This is a genomic window from Humibacillus sp. DSM 29435, assembly GCF_001758225.1.
Lineage (GTDB): Bacteria > Actinomycetota > Actinomycetes > Actinomycetales > Dermatophilaceae > DSM-29435.
In genome coordinates this window covers 189,671-205,650 of sequence record NZ_MAST01000045.1, presented here as the reverse complement: position 1 = coordinate 205,650, position 15,980 = coordinate 189,671, and the positions used below count along the sequence as shown (strand labels likewise).

Here is a 15,980-nt window from a genome sequence, read left to right as displayed (position 1 = left end):
GTTGTTGATCTGCTCTGTGGTTCAGCTCTGTGGTGCAGCTCTGTGGTTTCGTTCGATCCTGCTCACACCCCAGCTCGCGCTCGAGCTGTCACCGGGTTCGAGTCGGATCACCTGGTCGCCGCTCTGCAACGCGTTGGGTGGGCCGCTCATGGGTTCGGTACCCAACCCGCGGCGGCGCCGGTCAGGGGCCAGGGTGTCGCCGGTGTAGATCTCGATCACCGGGTACGCCTCATCGACCCACAACGATTTGGCCTGACCGTCAGCGTCCTCGAGCCGAACCCACGCCCGGCCCTGCTCGTCGCGGCTCAGGTCGGTGAAGGCGTCGTCGATGGCGAGGTGGCCGATCTTCCTCCCGTCCCGAAAGTCGAACGGGGTCCCGCTGACGTCCTCGCGGCCGGTGGGTAGCTGCCGCTGCGGGTCGGTCACGATGCGGGTGTCAGCCCGGAGCTGCAGCGTGCAGTCGTCGACCGTGCCCACCCCCGGGGAGAGGTAGGGATGCTGCCCGCAGGCGTACGGGGCCGCCTGGTCGCCAAGGTTGGTGGCCGTGGTCGTGACGGTCAGACCGAACTCGTCGAGGCGGTAGCTCACGCGCACATCGAGCGTGAACGGATACCCCTGCAGCGGGAAGAGGGTGGAGGCCATGACGACGCGGTCCACCTCATGGTCCAGGCAGCTCCACGGTCGCCAGCGCAAGAACCCGTGGATGGCGTTGCTCTTCTCCGGTTCGGTCAGGGCCACCTGGTAGTCGGCTCCGTCAAAGCGGTAGCGGCCGTCACCGAGCCGGTTGGGCCACGGCACCAGCGGGGCCCCGTGGGCTCCGTCGCACATCTGGTCGACGGCGTACGGTTGCAGCACCTCCACGCCGCCGACGTCGTAGGCGCGAATTCCGCCACCGACCTCGACGACGACCGCGTGCTGATCCTCGAAAGCAATCTCGAACTGTGCGCCGGACGGTACCTGAGCCATGGTCGGCCTCTCTGTGTGCGGATGGGCTTCTAGTCGCGGCGACCGAGCCGTGCTCGAACACGTCGCACGACGACCGCCCGTATGGACAGAGCGACCGCGGCGCCCAGGAGAGCTGCTCGAACAGATCGGGAACGCCCCTCTCTGAGCACGGAGTCATTCACGACCGGTTCACCAGCGCGTACGTCTTCGGTCTGCCTCTGGACCAGTGCACGTTCGACCGGCGCGGACACAGAGCCGAGCCACGGCCGGTTGCGCGTGTGGTCGGAGACCTCCTCGTCGGAGGCGCCTGGGCCACGGCCACCGAGCAGCGTGGCCCGTAGCTCAGCGAGCCGCTTCGCAGGCGAGTCATCACGTGGGCTGACGCGAACCTGGGTGCCCGCATCTGTGGTCGTGTTCACAACCTGATTCTGACACAGTCCGTTGCGATATCGCAACCGTTGCGCTTATGCTACGACGTGGTCTGCGCGTGGTCGCATCGTCGGCTGACGTCCCGACGGCCCGCATCAGTGGAGTGCAAAGGAGAAAGCCCGTTGCCCAGTTTCTTCCCGATGTGGGTGGTCGTCACCCACTTCCTCAACCTCTTCTTCATGCTCTTGCTGTTTCGCTCCGGGTTCGAAGTGCTCTCGGCGTTCCCGAAGCTGTACTGGCACGACGACACCCCCCCGGGTCGGGAGTGGGCCCGGCTGTCCAAGAAGGCTTTCGGCGCCGACTCCCGCAAGCCATGGTCGTCTCTGGACGAGGAGGAGTCGTGGTCACCGCTGGTCGCGCTACCGGGTAGGAAGAACCTTGGCCTGGGTCGACACTGGCACTTCATGAGCATCCAGTTCTGGATCCTCACCGGCGCCGTCTACCTCGTGATGGTCTTCGTCACCGGGTACTGGCACTACCTCGTTCCGGCCCACTGGTCGCTGGTCCCCGACTCGATCAGGTCGATCGGCGCCTACCTGCAGTTCGAGCTACCGGCCAAGATCCCTGGTGAGCCGTTCGAACCGGCGCAGAAGCTCGCCTACTTCATCGTCATCTTCATCATGGCCCCGCTACAGATCGCGTCCGGCGCAGCCATGTCACCCTCTGTCCTAGCCCGCTTTCCCTGGTACGGAAGGCTGTTCGGCGGTAAGCAGGGCGCCCGCAGCGTGCACTTCCTCCTCATGTGCGCCTTCGCCGCGTTTACCGTCCTTCACGTGGCCATGGTCGTCATCCATGGCGTGCCCAAAGAGTTCGCCGCCATCGTGCTGGGCGATCCCGGCGGGAACCGGCGCCTCGCCCTGGGCATTGGCCTCGCGGGGCTGTTCGCCATCCTGCTCCTGCACGTGGCCATCACCTGGTTCTCGCTGCGCTATCGCCGACGAACGCAGCGACTGCTGGGCCACATGGTGAACCCTTTCGAGCGCGTCCTCTCTCGCACCTTCACCTCCAGGCAACACTTTGGTCGCGGCGACATCTCACCCTACTTTCGGGTCAACGGATATCCGCCTCCGGGAGATGACTACCAGGCTCTGGCCGAAAGTGACTTCCGCGACTACCGGCTGAGCGTCGGCGGGCTCGTCGAACACCCCCTAGACCTGTCTCTCGAGCAGCTGCGGGCCCTGGGCGAGCAGAGCCAGGTCACGAAGCACAACTGCATCCAGGGCTGGACGGCCGTTGCCGAGTGGGGCGGGGTGCCGCTCGCGCGAATCGTCGACGAGGTGCGCCCGTCACCGCAGGCCCGCCATGTCGTGTTCTACGCCATGGACGACAAGGGACTGACCGAGGGCGACGGACGATACGGGTTCTTCTACGGCACGATCCCGATCCACCTGGCCGACAACCCCCAGACACTTCTCGCCCTGGAGATGAACGGAGCCCCCCTGCCCGTGGAGCATGGCGCCCCCCTGCGGCTCCGGCTCGAGACCCAGCTCGGCTTCAAGATGGTCAAGTGGGTCACCGCCATCGAGTTCGTGGCCGACGTCACCGACATCGGCCAGGGCATGGGCGGGTGGCGCGAAGACCAGCAGTTCTACGCCAACGCCGCTGGGATCTAGCCCCCGGCCTGACCTTGACCCGCCGATGCATCGGAGCTGGCCCTGGGCCAGCCCAGCTTCCAGGCCGACTCCGCATGAGTCTCGCCGGCTGCCTGAGCGAACGAGAGCATGGCGCTGGCCAGGGTGCGTCGGCGTGACTCCGGCATCTTCCCCAGGATGGCGGCAATGGCCGCACGTCGATGCTCGATGAGCTCGTCGATGAGGGCGTGCCCCTTGCTGGTCAGGTCGAGCATCAGGTTGCGACGATCAAGGGTGGAGTCCGTTCGCCTCAGCAGCCCCGCATCGACGAGCCGGTCGCACGCTCGACTGGCGTTGGAGGGGTGCACCCCCATGGCCTGGGCAAGGGCCCCCAGGTTCAACCCTCCCCGGGTGGCGACCAGCATGAGGACACGTAGCTGCGGCAGGGTCACCCGGTCTTCCACCTCGGCAACTCCCTGGGCGGCCACGCCGACCAGAGCCTGCGCAGCGATCATGACGGCGTGCACCTGGTCAGCGGAGACCGGTGCCGCCACACCACTCGTCGGTTGTTTCATGAGTCCATTATGGTGCACGGTTGCCATACCGCAAACATTTACGCTATCATTGCGGTTACGCAACCATTACTCGCCGGCGGGGCTGACATTCCAGTCCCGAGACACCGCTCCGCCGCGAGGCACCGAGAGGATCAGAGATGGCAGCATCATCAACCGCCGCAGTGGCCGAGCCAGTCGTGCATGGGATCGACCGGATGGTTCGAAACATCGAGACCGGTCGTTTCGAGCGCAGCCTGTCGGCCCTGACCGCAGCGGGAGCCTTGGTAGCCGCTGCGGAGATCTTCTTCGAACACGACTCGGCAAGCTTCGGCAACAAGCTGATGTGGCTCCCGGTCGCGATGGGGCCCGTCGGGGCGGTCGCCGGCGTTGCCGGGTTCTGCAGCCACCGAATGGCCAAGACCGCCCTCCCGATCGCCTCGGTCGCCATCTGCGCCAACGGTCTTCAGGGCTTCTACCTGCACGCGCGCGGCATCGCCCAGAAGCCGGGCGGGTGGCGCAACGCTCGGTACAACATGGAGATGGGGCCACCGTTGCTCGCGCCGCTGCTCGTCACCATGGTGGGCGGCATGGGTCTGCTGGCCGCTGTGCTGCGCCGCGAGAAGTGAGCCGTGAGGTGGGTGCCGTGACGCCCTTGAGCAGCAAGCCGTGGTCGGGCCGGTTCCCCGGGTTCGACGTGTTGAACCAGAGCAGCCACTGGGACCCGGTGACCACCGGGGTCGTTCTCGATCGCATCGGCATGGCGCCAGACATCCGCTTCTTCTCCCCCCAGGAGCAGGCCGTCGCCACCGTCCTGTGCGACCACCTGCTGGACCAGCACGACGAGCTCACGCCCGGAGCCAAGATCCCCATCGTGAACCTCATCGACTCGCGGCTCGCCGAGCAACAGACCGACGGTTGGCGCTACCACGACATGCCCGCCGACGGGCAGGCCTGGCGTGACACCTTGGCCGGCCTCGATGCCAAAGCGCACGAACGTTTCGACAGAGACTTCGTGGCCTGCTCTGCAGACCAGCAGGCACACATGATCCAGACCGTTCAGAACCGCGGGGCGGGCCAGTGGCACCACCTCAATGCCAAGCACGTCTGGAGCCTGTGGACGCGCTACGCGTGCACCGCCTTCTACTCCCACCCCCTCGCCTGGAACGAGATCGGCTTCTCGGGCCCCGCCTACCCGCGTGGCTACAAGAACACCGGCGTCGACAAGCTCGAACCGTTCGAGGTGCACGACGCACACCCGTCTGACGACCCCCTACGGAGACAGTCATGAGCTCGGTCCGCGACCGCAACCAGTCGGCATGGCTGCTGCCCGCCGACGGCAAACACGTCAACCACCAGCTCCGCCACGACATGCGCCGCTTCGACGACACCGACGAGGTCGACCTGGTGGTGGTCGGATGCGGCGCGGGCGGCTCGACAATGATCCAGCGCCTGGCCCGGTCGGGATGGCGGGTCGTCGCCCTGGATGCCGGCCCGTTCTGGGACCCCGACACCGACTGGGTCAGCGACGAGGCGGGCTCGCACCACCTCTACTGGACCGAGCCGCGGGTCATCTCCGGTTCCGACCCGGTCCCACTGGGCTCGAACAACTCCGGCCGAGGCGTCGGGGGGTCAATGGTGCACTACGCGGGCTACACCCCGCGTTTCCACCCGAGCGACTTCCAGAGCCACACCCTCGACGGCGTCGGCGCCGACTGGCCCATCGGCTACGGCGACCTCAAGCCCTACTACGAGGCGATCGAGGGCGAGCTGCCCGTCGCCGGCGAGACGTGGCCGTGGGGCGACCCGCACTCCTACCCCTACCGCCCGCACCCCGTCGGCGGCAACGGTGAGATCTTTCTGCGCGGCGCCGAGGCGATGGGGCTGACCGCCAAGGTCGGGCCCGTCGCGATCGTCAACGGCCGCTTCGGCAACCGGGCCCACTGCATCTACCGCGGTTTCTGCCTCCAGGGCTGCAAGGTGAACGCCAAGGCCTCACCGCTCATCACCCACATCCCCGACGCCTTGGCCCACGGGGCCGAGGTTCGCGCCAATGCGATGGTCACCAGGGTCGAGGTCGACGACCGCACCGGGCGGGCCACCGGCGTGCACTACGTGCAGGATGGGGTGGCCCGGTTCCAGAAGGCCAACATGGTCGCGGTCGCCGGCTACTCCATCGAGACCCCGAGGCTGCTGCTCAACTCGGCCTCCGACCGCTTCCCCGAAGGGCTCTGCAACGACTTCGACCAGGTCGGCCGCTACCTGATGGTGCAGGGCGCCCCACAGACCGCCGGCCGGTTCGACGCCGAGGTGCGGATGTTCAAGGCTCCCCCACCCGAGGTCAGCACGGAAGCCTTCTACGAGACCGACCCGTCCAAGCCCTACAAGCGGGGGTTCTCCATCCAGACGGTCTCACCCTTGCCGATCACCTGGGCCGAGCACGTGGCGGCCCAGGGCCACTGGGGGGCCGACCTGCGCAACTACATGAGCGACTACGTGCACTGGTCGTGTCTCGGAGCCCTGTGCGAGTTCCTCGCCCAACCGGAGAACCGAGTGACCCTGTCGGATGAGAAGGACCGGAACGGGTTGCCCGTAGCCAACTTCGCCTACTCGCAGTGCGACAACGACGCCGCGTTGATGAAGGCCGCCCAGGGTGTCATGGAGGACATCCTGCACGCCGCCGGAGCCGACGAGGTGATCACCATCGACCGCTTCGCCCACCTCGTCGGCGGGGCGCGGATGGCCGCCGACGAACAGCACGGCGTCGTCGACGCGAACTGCCGCAGCTTCGCCGTGCCCAACCTCTACATCACCGACGGAAGCGTGCTGCCGACCCAGGGCAGCGCCAACCCGGCACTGACGATCATGGCGGTCGCGGCCCGCGCCGCCGAGCGTCTCATCTCCACCTCACGTCGGGGCAGCTAGACCCAGCGTGAGCGGTGGGCATGAGTGGGTATCGGCGTCCTGGCGCCCGTCCTCCACCTCACCAGGTCCCCGAGCGCAAGGACCGCACCGTGGAACAGATCCACGACGGTCTGAACATCGGCGACCTGAACATCGGCGAAGACCAACCCATCGAGGAGCCCACATGAGCGACACCACCATCAATGTCATGACCGACGCCACCATCGACAGCGTCGAGGTCAGCGCCTACACCGTGCCCACCGATGCCCCCGAAGCCGACGGCACGATCTCCTGGGACTCCACGACGCTGGTCCTGGTCCGCGCCCGCTCCGGCACGACCGAGGGCATCGGATGGACCTACGGCCCCTCTGCCTGCGCCACTCTCATCAAGAACAAGCTCGCCGGCCTGGTGAGACGACGCAACGCGATGGACGTCACCGGAGCCTCCCAGGCCATGATCAGAGCGGTACGCAACGCCGGCCGCCCCGGCATCGCGGGCTACGCCATCTCCGCCGTCGACGTCGCCCTCTGGGACCTCAAGGCACGGCTGCTCAACCTCCCCCTCCACCACCTCCTCGGCGCGGTTCGCACGGAGGTTCCCGTCTACGGCAGCGGTGGCTTCACCACCTACGACGAACGACAGCTCCGACACCAGCTGGGCCACTGGGCCCTCGAAGAACGCATCCCGCGGGTCAAGATCAAGATCGGCGAGTCCTGGGGCACCGATCCCGACCGCGACCTCGATCGGATGCGCCAGGCGAGAAGCATCATCGGCACGCAGACCGAGCTGTTCGTCGACGCGAACGGCGGCTACACCCGAAAACAAGCCATCCGGGTCATGGCCGCGGCAGCAGACCTGGACGTGCGCTGGTTCGAGGAACCCGTCTCCTCCGACGACCTCGACGGCCTGCGCGAGATTCGCGACTCCGTGCCCGCCGACGTCACCGCCGGTGAGTACGGCTACGACCTCTACTACTTCCGTCGTATGTGCGAGGCCGGCGCGGTTGACTGCCTCCAGGCCGACGTCTCACGGTGTGGTGGCATCACCGAGTTCATGCGAGTGGCGGCCGTGGCGGCATCCTTCGGTCTACAGGTCTCCGGCCACTGCGGGCCGCACCTGCACGCCCACGTCGCCGCGGCCACCCCCAACCTGCGCCACCTCGAGTGGTTCCACGACCACGTCCGTATCGAGTCGATGTTCTTCGACGGCACCCTCGACCCGACGGGCGGAACCATCACCCCGGACGCCGACGCACCCGGTCTTGGTTTGACCCTTCGCCTCGCTGACGCCGAGCGCTACCGCGTCGCCTGACCTCGCGGGTGGCAACGGACACTGATGGGAACACGAACAGCCTGAGCCGACGGCTGGGCCCGAACCAGCAGCCGGTGAGCTCCGTTCTGTATCAGCCGTCGTGTTGCTCTCCCAGCCGTGCTTGGGCAGCCAGGCGTCGGGCTCGTTGTCGACGACCGCTTGCGCTCTCGTAAAGCCGGCTCGCGAGTCGAGCCAGCTGCGAACTTTCTTCGCGGCTCCCCCGATCAGCCATGGCTGCCGCCTGCGCCGCCGCCTGCGCCGCCGCCTGCGCCGCGTCGTACAAGTCCAGTGCCGCCGCCTCTTGCTCACGTCTCGCCGTGGCCAACAGCTCCTCCGGATGTGTCCGGCCCTGAGCGCCCGACGAACGGGCCGACTCACCCGCGACTGGGCCGCTGGGCGGCTTGAAGTTCTGGTTCATTCCAACAGTGCAACGGTGCAACCTGTCCGAACGCTACTGCGCCTCTGTGTGACAGCTGTGCGAAGGCCCCAGATCATTCAGGACCCGGCTGTTCGTCACCTGACGCCAAGGGTGTGACCGTCGATCTCGTGAACAGCACACTCCGTTGCCGGCGGCAACGCTTCCTGTCGTTGACCGCAAGACGGACGTCGCCCCGCAGTCCGCCGGCACCAGCGACCCGACCGACTGAGCGTGGGCAACCTCGGGATCGTCTCCGTCATCGCCCTTGACCTGGCGGCGATGAACGTGCTGAGAGGCGAGATAATTATTTGCGCTAAAGCATGTTTGCGCTTAAGCATGCTTGCGGTACCGCAAATATCGGATAGAGTTGACGAACGACAACAGGGTCGTCCGTGGTGCGCGTAAGGGCTCACCAGAAGGGAGAAGCGTCATGGCCAATGTGAGCGATTTCGTCATTCAACGGATCCGCGAGTGGGGGGTGAGTCGGGTCTTTGCCTTCCCTGGGGACGGCATCGGGGAGTTCGACGGCGCCCTCGGCGCAGCCCAGCGCGAAGGCGACGGCCTCGACTACATTCGTCCGACGCACGAAGAGATCTGCTCCCTCATGGCAACAGCGCACGCCAAGTTCACCGGCGAGGTCGGCGTCTGTATCGCCACCTCCTCGCCGGGTGCCTTCCACATGCTCAACGGGTTGTACGACGCGAAGAGTGACAACCAGCCTGTCGTCGCGATCGTGGGCCAGCAGGCGATCAGCTCATTGGGGACGTTCGAGCAGCAGGAAGACAACCTCGAGCGCACGATGGAAGACGTCGCCGTGTACGTACAGACGATCGTGACGCCGCAGCAAGCCCAGGCCGTCGTCGACACCGCGTTCCGAACGGCATTGGTACGCCTAGGCCCTGCCGTCATCGTGCTGCCGCACGACGTGCAGGGAATGGACATGCCGAAACTGGAACCAGCGAACGGAGTATCGCGCTCCAGCTCGGCGGCTCCGTCGATCTCCATCGTTCCCCCGCTAGCAGAGATCGAGAAGGCCGCCGAGATCATCAACGCCGGGGCCAAGGTCACCTTCTTGGTGGGACACGGCTCGAACGGCGCCACCGACGAGGTGCTGGCGGCGGCGAAGCTATGCGGAGCCGGCGTCATCACCGCGTTGCGGGCCAAGCAGGTCGTTCCCTCCGATGTGCCGTTCCACACCCAGCAGCTCGGCTTGCTCGGCACCCGCCCCAGCCAGCATCAGATGGAGGGCTGCGACACCTTGGTGCTGCTCGGCACCAACTATCCCTACTCCCAGTTCCTGCCCGAGAGCGGACAGGCACGCGCGATCCAGGTCGATCTCAAACCGGAACAGATGGGCCTGCGCTACCCCACCGAGCTCAACATCTGGGGCGACGTCAAACAGACATTGCTGACGCTGATTCCCCACCTGCGCCAGAAGACCGACCTGTCGTGGCAGGACGGGATCGCCAAGGACATGGTCGAGTGGGAGAACGAGATGCAGGCCCAGGCGATGCTCCACTACTCCGACGGCGTCAACCCGCGGCGCGTCTACCACGAGCTGAACCAGCGCCTGCCCGCCAAGGCGATCGTCACCTGCGATGCCGGGTCCACCGCGGACTGGTACGGGCACCACGTTCGCCTGCGCGACGGCATGATGGGTGACCTGTCGGGCCGGTTGGCGAGCATGGCGGCCGCGATGCCGTACGCCACGGCGGCCAAGTTCGCCCACTCCGACCGGTGCGTCGTCTGCACCATCGGTGACGGCGCCTTCCAGATGCTCGGGATGAACGAGCTCATCACCGTCAAGAAGTACCTCAGCAAGTGGGACAACCCGCAGTTCATCGTCCTGGTGCTGCACAACAACGACCTCACCCAGGTGTCCTGGGAGATGCGTACCGAAGACGCCAACCCCGTGTGGTCCGTCTCTCAGGACGTGGAGTCAGTGGACTACGCCGGGTGGGCGGAGCTGCTGGGCTTCAAGGGTATTCGCGTCAAGAGCGACGATGACGTCGCAGCGGCTTGGGATGCGGCGTTCGCGCACCCGGGAGTGACACTCATCGACGCCTACACCAGTAAGAACGTGCCGCCGTTGCCGCCGAAGATCACGGTGGAGTTCGCCACGAACACGGCCAAGGCGCTGCTGCACCGAGACCCTGACGAGCTGGACGTCATCCGCGACTCGGCCAAAGCGGTCGCGTCCGAGGGGATCGAGCGGATCAAGGGAAAGCTCAACATCGGCCAGCACAACGACGATCGGTGACGCGAGCGACGGGATCGACGGGTCCGTGGACGACCGTCACCGCCAACGGTGGTCGTGGTCAGCAGGGCGGGCGACGTCGTCGGAGCTGGCTTCTCAACGACGACGACGCCACCCTGCACCGCACATACCCCGTCAGGCCCCGCAGAGGCCATCCGTTGACACGTCGACTTCCCCGGGTCGGCATGAGCCACCCGTCGTTCACTCGCACTGGCCGGTTGTCCCTCCAGCGGCTGAGCGGGTACGACAGTCTGTATGAGCCACGACGAGAAGAGTGAAGTGTCACGAACCGCTGAGGCGCCGCTCGCGCTCGTGCTCGGCGGATCACGGGGGCTGGGACTTCTCATCGGGCGGGAGCTTCTCGAGCGGGGGCACCGCATCGTCATCACGGCCCGTGACACCGTCGAGCTCGAACGTGCCCGAGAGCAGCTCGACGGCTGGGGGCCGGTTCTGGTGCGCACCTGCGACGTGCGCGACCGCCACGGGATACGCCAGCTGGTCGACGAGCTCGAGGAGCAGGTTGGACCCATCGAGGTGTTGGTCACCGTCGCCGGAGTGATCCAGGTGGCACCGTTGGAGTCGCTCACTGTGGAGCACTTCGACGAGGCCATCGAGACCATGCTGTGGGGGCCCGTCCAGGCCGCCATGACGGTGCTGCCGGCCATGCGGCGCCGCGGGCGAGGCCGCATCGCCACGATCACCTCCATCGGCGGCATGGTCTCACCCCCACACCTGCTGCCTTACGCCACAGCGAAGTTCGGGGCCGTCGGCTTCTCCGACGGACTGGCTGCCGCACTGTCGGGAAGCGGTGTCACCGCGACGACCGTCGTTCCCGGCCTGATGCGCACCGGCTCTCAGGATCGGGCGCAGTTCGGGGGTGATGCGCCGAAGGAGTACGCGTGGTTCGCCCCTGCCGCCTCGCTGCCCTTGTTGTCCGTCGATGCGGAAAGGGCTGCGCGACGCATCGTCGAGGCCGTGCTGCGCGGAAAGCCCATGGTGGTGCTGACCCCGATGGCCTGGGTCGGCATCCGGGTGCGGGGCCTCGCACCCGCAACCACGACCCGCCTGATGGGCCTCGCGAACCGGCTGCTGCCCAGCGGCCCCGACCACGGAGGTCAGCATCTCGTTGAAGGTGGCCGGGCGGGAGAGCGGCTCGCCTCGCGAACCGTCCACGCCCTCACCGTTCTGGGGCGGCGTGCCGCAGAGCGCACCAACGAGCACGTCCGGCCCGATCGCCACGAGCACCCCGAGGGGTGAGGTGAAGCGCCAGCCGCCCTCGACGTCGATGGCTCTTTCGGCTTTCTGACGCGCGAGTCGCAGCACACCAACGTCAAGCTGCGCGACATCGCTGACGAGGTCGTTCACCACCGCCGAGAGCTCTGACCCTGGCGACCCGTTGCCCGCGATGTGAGCGTCAGCGCCGCGACTGCCAGAGTCGCTCGAGCAGCGGAGCCGCATCGAGCCGGCTCACCTGAGCACCACGCGGCCACGACCTCCAGGGCGAGGTCGTGAGACCACGCCGTTCACGGTTGGCACCTCTGGTCGTGCGCAGTGCGAAGCCCTCGACCCGAACGGGTGCTTCGGAACAGAGCTGCCGAAGGCTCATCCCCGCGAGAACGACGGGCCCACAGTCGACGACGTAACGCGCTCTGGCCATGATCGCGGCCGGCGGCTCCCCAAGGTGCAGGCGAGGGTCCTCGACCGCCTCGGCGTCCCACCCACGGCATCCGGTCAACCAGACGTGGGCGTCCGACCCGGCCAGCAGCGACTCCACACTCGCCAGCACCGTGGCCGACTCGGCGTTCTGCGCGTCGAGGCGAACCACGACGTCGGGCTGCTTCCACACGAGGTGCTCACCTCGCACGTCACGGTCGGGGAGGCGGCGAGCCAGGGCCAGGGTCTCGGCGTTCTTGGTGCTCACCAGCTGTTCGCGGCCTGCGAGGTCAGGCCCGTCGTGCCACACGACGGCATCCGGCAGATGCTGCACCCCGGCTCCCGCCACGAGGGCCCGGTGCCCGTAGTCCCAGTCCTCACCCCCGTAGGCGGTGAAGCCCTCATCGAACCCCGACAGGTGCTGGTGCAGGTCCCGGCTCACGCTGAGCACCGCCCCGATGACCAGCTGGTAGGTGCGCGCGTCCGGCCGGCGCAGGTTGTCGGTGCGCGAGTAGCCGTCGACCAGCCACTGTGGGTCTTCCAGCTGACGGGGTGCGCGGCCGGAGCCCTCGAGCCACGAGGCGGTGCGGATGCCGTCCCAGCCGTCGAGGTCGACGTGCCGTCGTCGACCGACGGTGACGCTCCACCCAGCACTCGTGTGGTCTGCCACCCGTTCGAGGTAGGACGCCGAGGGCACGCAGTCCTGGTCGAGGAACGCGATGACCTCGGCCTGCGCCGCTCGCGCGCCCAGGTTGCGAGCAGCCCCGGCTCGAAAGCCGAGGTCCGGCTGCGCCACGACGCGCACAGAATAGGGTCTCCGACCCGGCTCGGGTGGTCGAGGTGACCCGTCGTCGGCCACGATGACCTCGAACCGGTCATGGCCGAGAGTCTGCAGCCCGAGAGCCGTCAGCAGCCGATCCAGCTGGTCCTCACGGTCGAAGTAGGGCACCACCACGCTGACGCGCAGCCTCGAAGCGCTTCCCGTCATGGCGTGCCCACGAGGAGTCGGAGGTGCCGGTCTGCGGCCTGCGCCCAGCTCGGGCCAAGACGCACGTCGGCCAGCCAGGTGCTCGCCGGTTCGTCGAGGGCCGCAGAGACCGACCTGCCCAGATCGCGGGTGAGGGTCAGCGACCCGGGGATGCGCGTCGCGAGCTCAGCCGCCCACCCGCCGTCGACCACGACCGGGCGGCGTCCAGCGCTCAGCCACGTACCGATCGAGCCGGAGGCGGAGACGTGCCGGTGGGCGGCCACCGGCACCGTCGTCGTGCGAAGCCCCCGCATCAGACTCGACGCGTCGAGGTACCCGGTGATGGTCAGCTCGACGCCCTGGCGGCGGGCCACGGCCTCGAGGTCGGTCGCATACTGCCGGTGGCCGTCGGCCACGGGCCCATAGTTCGTCACCCGTAGCGGACCCACCCGCCGGCTCAGCCGGGCTGCTGCCGCGATCACGTCCTCGACGCCCTTCCCCGGGTACAGGAAGCCGAGCACGCCGATGTCATCGGCTCGGGTCGCCCTCGTCACCGGTGCTTCCAGCTCGACGGCCTGCTCCAGCGGTAGTGGAACCACGACCGTGTCAGTCTCTGTGTCGGCGACGCCACACTGCCTCAGCAGCATGCGTTCGTGGTCGCTCGCGACCACGACGACGTCGGCGGCCGCAGCGATCTCACGGTAGGCAGCGCGGCGACGAGCGCATCGACCGGCCCCCTCGGCGGGATGAGGAAGATCGTGCAGACACACCACGAGGCTCGTGCTTCTCCCGATGGAGGCGAGCAGGTGCGCGGCGTCGTGGGCGGTGCGGCCGAAGAGCCGGTCGGTCACCTGCACCATGACCCGGTCGTGCCCGGCCAGACGCTCCGCGGTGAGGCCGGCCGGCTCGTCCAGCGACCGTGACGGGAGTCGCACCAACGACGCCGCGAGACCGGCGGAGGCCCGAGCCAGCCGCAGACCGTGGAGCACCACCCCGTGTCGCTCGGGCCCGGCGACGACGTAGGCCACCGTCATGATGCCGTGAGGCTCGAACCGGCCTCGTGGAGTCTGAGGTAGAGCGAGTCGTGGAACTGGCTCACCCTCACCTGCTCGGCCATCCGGGCCGCCCGGTCTACGCCCCGGAGGGTGGGTCTCGGCGTGCCTGTCGGAGGGCGGAGCGGAGCTCGGCGACGTCGGGCTCGCAGCCAGACCCCCAGCCGAACGACAGCATCGGCTGCTGCTCGACCCAGAACCCGGTTCGAGGTGCCACGACGACGGCGCCGAGGTCGTGGCAGGCCTCGACCCAGCCCGAGTGCGTGCCGAAGGCGTAGGGCAGCAGCGACACGTCGATGGCGCTGAGGTAGGCGAACAGCTCGTCGTCGGTGAAGGTGTCGTGCACCCGCAGGTCGAGGCGGCCCGCTCGCTCGTGCGAGCGCAGGGCCTCGACCAGGGTGGGGTCGTGGCGCGGGTGGTCGGCCCGCCAGACCTCGGCGTTGACGTCGACGCGCAGCACCGCATCCGGCAGCTGGCCCACCGCCTCGACAGCGGCCTTCACCATCGGCCGGGCGGCGATGTTCGCCCGCAGACCCTTGAGATGGAGCCCGACGACCCATGGACCGTGAGTCCGGTCTTCTCGAGACCCGATGAGATGGTCGGGCACGACGTGAGGGTGAGGTGTCACCGTCACCGGGCGGCGCCATCTCCTGCGGATCTGGGCGGCTGCTCCACTCGTCAACGTCAGCACGGCCGAGGCAGCCGGCACCAGCACGTCGAGCCGGGCCAGATGATCGCGCTGTTCGACGAAGTGCGGGTTGACCAGGTCGTGCACCGTGAGCACGAGCGGTAGTCGTTGACGCCGAAGCTCGGTCGTCCAGGCCTCGAGATCACGCGGGCTGAGGTGGTCGAAGCCGAAGTGCAGGTGCACCACGTCGACCTCGCCTCCGTGCTGGCGCAGCCACGCCAGGTCCAACGCCGGCGGCGGCCACCACCGACCGGGTTCGCCTCCGGACACGACGGGATCGGGCAGATGCGACACGACGCGCCCGGCCCGGATGCCGTCGGCGCGCAGCCGAAGCGGGTAGCTGTGCTGACTCGGCACCGACAACACCCGGAGCGGATGCCGGTTCGGCTCAGTGCCGACACCGGGTTGACCATCCCCCTTGTCGTGCCCGAGTCCACGTTCGGTCTGCACGTCCCACCGCTCTCTCGACGAACTGTGGCGCTGCTCGAAACGCCGCGCCGAGCCCGTACGTACCCCGAAAGGCGTCGTGGGGCGCGCCCACTGCCGCCTCAGCGCGCCCTCCGCCGGCTCAGCGCGTGCGAGGACGGATCTCACGCATGGTGTCCGGGAGGAAGCCGTGCTGCACCCCCCACAGCACCGCCTGCGAACGAGTGGTCACCCCCATCTTGCGATAGGCCGTGCGGATGTAGGACTTGATCGAGTTGATGCTGAGAAAGGTGTGCTCGGCGATGGTGCGGTTGGCCAGACCCTGGGTGATCAGCGCCACCACCTCCGCCTCGCGGGCCGTCAGACCTTCGGTGCGGCCCGGCCAGTCGCCGGGGTCGGCCACTGGGTCCCGAGGAGGCTCCGACCGGCTGCGCTCGAGGCGGTGGGCCCTCTCGAGGGCGGCCACCAGCTGCTCTGCGGTCAGCCCCTTGGAGACGAAGCCGGAAGCGCCGTCGGCCATCATCCGTTCGATGAGCTCGGGTTCCTCCTCCCAGCCGTAGACCACGACCTTGCCGACGTGACCGGTGCCCAGGATCGCCCGGATGGCGCCGGCATCGCCGCGGGCCGTGCCGAAGGTGTCGTAGAGAACGATGTCGACCGGCTGCGAGACCGTCACCTGGGCGTCGAGCTCGACAAGCTCGATGCGGTCACGGTAGGAGTCGAACATGCGCGCGAGCCCCCGCACCACGACCTCGTAGTCGTTGACCAGGGCCACCCGCAGCAACGCACTGTCGGTCGTCGTCACAC

The 15,980-nt window shown here is 67.8% G+C and carries 13 protein-coding genes; 7 read left to right on the top strand and 6 right to left on the bottom strand.

The window, feature by feature from the left end; translation table 11 throughout:
• Positions 1–21: 21 nt before the first annotated feature.
• Positions 22–966, bottom strand: a complete 945-nt coding sequence (locus BA895_RS18990) for an aldose 1-epimerase family protein (protein WP_070193435.1) — start codon at positions 964–966, stop codon at positions 22–24.
• 530 nt (positions 967–1,496) lie between these two features.
• On the opposite strand from BA895_RS18990, the gene BA895_RS18980 reads away from it, so the two are divergent.
• Entirely contained in the window at positions 1,497–2,987 is a 1,491-nt protein-coding gene (locus BA895_RS18980; protein WP_139142771.1) for a molybdopterin-dependent oxidoreductase, read from the top strand.
• On the opposite strand, the gene BA895_RS18975 is transcribed toward BA895_RS18980, so the two are convergent.
• The gene (locus BA895_RS18975; RefSeq protein WP_070193432.1) at positions 2,984–3,520 is read right to left on the bottom strand and encodes a MarR family transcriptional regulator; all 537 of its coding nucleotides are present in this window, start codon (positions 3,518–3,520) and stop codon (positions 2,984–2,986) included. The two genes, BA895_RS18980 and BA895_RS18975, sit on opposite strands and share 4 nt — an antisense overlap.
• A gap of 137 nt (positions 3,521–3,657) precedes the next feature.
• Here BA895_RS18975 and BA895_RS18970 point away from each other — a divergent pair, with 137 nt between their 5' ends.
• From BA895_RS18970 to BA895_RS18945, 6 genes are all read left to right on the top strand, one after another.
• Entirely contained in the window at positions 3,658–4,125 is a 468-nt protein-coding gene (locus tag BA895_RS18970; protein ID WP_070193431.1) for a hypothetical protein, read from the top strand.
• A gap of 17 nt (positions 4,126–4,142) precedes the next feature.
• Positions 4,143–4,787: a gluconate 2-dehydrogenase subunit 3 family protein gene (locus tag BA895_RS18965; protein WP_070193526.1), complete on the top strand. Its 645-nt coding sequence runs from the start codon at positions 4,143–4,145 to the stop codon at positions 4,785–4,787.
• The gene (locus BA895_RS18960; protein ID WP_070193430.1) at positions 4,784–6,421 is read left to right on the top strand and encodes a GMC family oxidoreductase; all 1,638 of its coding nucleotides are present in this window, start codon (positions 4,784–4,786) and stop codon (positions 6,419–6,421) included. Before BA895_RS18965 ends, BA895_RS18960 begins: the two co-directional genes overlap by 4 nt.
• Before the next feature lie 163 nt (positions 6,422–6,584).
• On the top strand, positions 6,585–7,712 hold the full coding sequence (locus tag BA895_RS18955) for an enolase C-terminal domain-like protein (RefSeq protein ID WP_175442384.1): 1,128 nt from the start codon (positions 6,585–6,587) through the stop codon (positions 7,710–7,712).
• Positions 7,713–8,560: 848 nt separating this feature from the next.
• Positions 8,561–10,390 carry a thiamine pyrophosphate-requiring protein gene (locus tag BA895_RS18950; protein ID WP_070193429.1) on the top strand — a complete coding sequence of 610 codons (1,830 nt, stop codon included), beginning with the start codon at positions 8,561–8,563 and terminating at the stop codon, positions 10,388–10,390.
• A gap of 252 nt (positions 10,391–10,642) precedes the next feature.
• Positions 10,643–11,644, top strand: a complete 1,002-nt coding sequence (locus BA895_RS18945; protein WP_070193428.1) for an SDR family oxidoreductase — start codon at positions 10,643–10,645, stop codon at positions 11,642–11,644.
• Between the two features lie 157 nt (positions 11,645–11,801).
• On the opposite strand, the gene BA895_RS18940 is transcribed toward BA895_RS18945, so the two are convergent.
• The 4 genes from BA895_RS18940 to BA895_RS18925 form a co-directional block, all read right to left on the bottom strand.
• Positions 11,802–13,028 (bottom strand): glycosyltransferase family 2 protein, encoded by a 1,227-nt coding sequence (locus BA895_RS18940; RefSeq protein WP_070193427.1) that lies wholly within the window; start codon positions 13,026–13,028, stop codon positions 11,802–11,804.
• Positions 13,025–14,041: a hypothetical protein gene (locus tag BA895_RS18935; RefSeq protein WP_070193426.1), complete on the bottom strand. Its 1,017-nt coding sequence runs from the start codon at positions 14,039–14,041 to the stop codon at positions 13,025–13,027. Before BA895_RS18935 ends, BA895_RS18940 begins: the two co-directional genes overlap by 4 nt.
• Positions 14,042–14,138: 97 nt before the next feature.
• On the bottom strand, positions 14,139–15,197 hold the full coding sequence (locus BA895_RS18930) for a hypothetical protein (protein WP_070193425.1): 1,059 nt from the start codon (positions 15,195–15,197) through the stop codon (positions 14,139–14,141).
• A 118-nt stretch (positions 15,198–15,315) separates the two neighbouring features.
• Positions 15,316–15,978, bottom strand: coding sequence for a response regulator transcription factor (locus BA895_RS18925; RefSeq protein WP_254666560.1), 663 nt, complete (start codon positions 15,976–15,978; stop codon positions 15,316–15,318).
• Between the last annotated feature and the right edge of the window lie 2 nt (positions 15,979–15,980).

Excerpts from the sequence above, each read along its gene's own strand:
- BA895_RS18990 (WP_070193435.1), bottom strand. The coding sequence starts at position 966 with ATGGCTCAGGTACCGTCCGGCGCACAGTTCGAGATTGCTTTCGAGGAT.
- BA895_RS18935 (WP_070193426.1), bottom strand. The coding sequence starts at position 14,041 with ATGACGGTGGCCTACGTCGTCGCCGGGCCCGAGCGACACGGGGTGGTG.
- BA895_RS18945 (WP_070193428.1), top strand. The coding sequence starts at position 10,643 with ATGAGCCACGACGAGAAGAGTGAAGTGTCACGAACCGCTGAGGCGCCG.
- BA895_RS18950 (WP_070193429.1), top strand. The coding sequence starts at position 8,561 with ATGGCCAATGTGAGCGATTTCGTCATTCAACGGATCCGCGAGTGGGGG.
- BA895_RS18960 (WP_070193430.1), top strand. The coding sequence starts at position 4,784 with ATGAGCTCGGTCCGCGACCGCAACCAGTCGGCATGGCTGCTGCCCGCC.
- BA895_RS18970 (WP_070193431.1), top strand. The coding sequence starts at position 3,658 with ATGGCAGCATCATCAACCGCCGCAGTGGCCGAGCCAGTCGTGCATGGG.
- BA895_RS18955 (WP_175442384.1), top strand. The coding sequence starts at position 6,585 with ATGAGCGACACCACCATCAATGTCATGACCGACGCCACCATCGACAGC.
- BA895_RS18940 (WP_070193427.1), bottom strand. The coding sequence starts at position 13,028 with ATGACGGGAAGCGCTTCGAGGCTGCGCGTCAGCGTGGTGGTGCCCTAC.
- BA895_RS18975 (WP_070193432.1), bottom strand. The coding sequence starts at position 3,520 with ATGAAACAACCGACGAGTGGTGTGGCGGCACCGGTCTCCGCTGACCAG.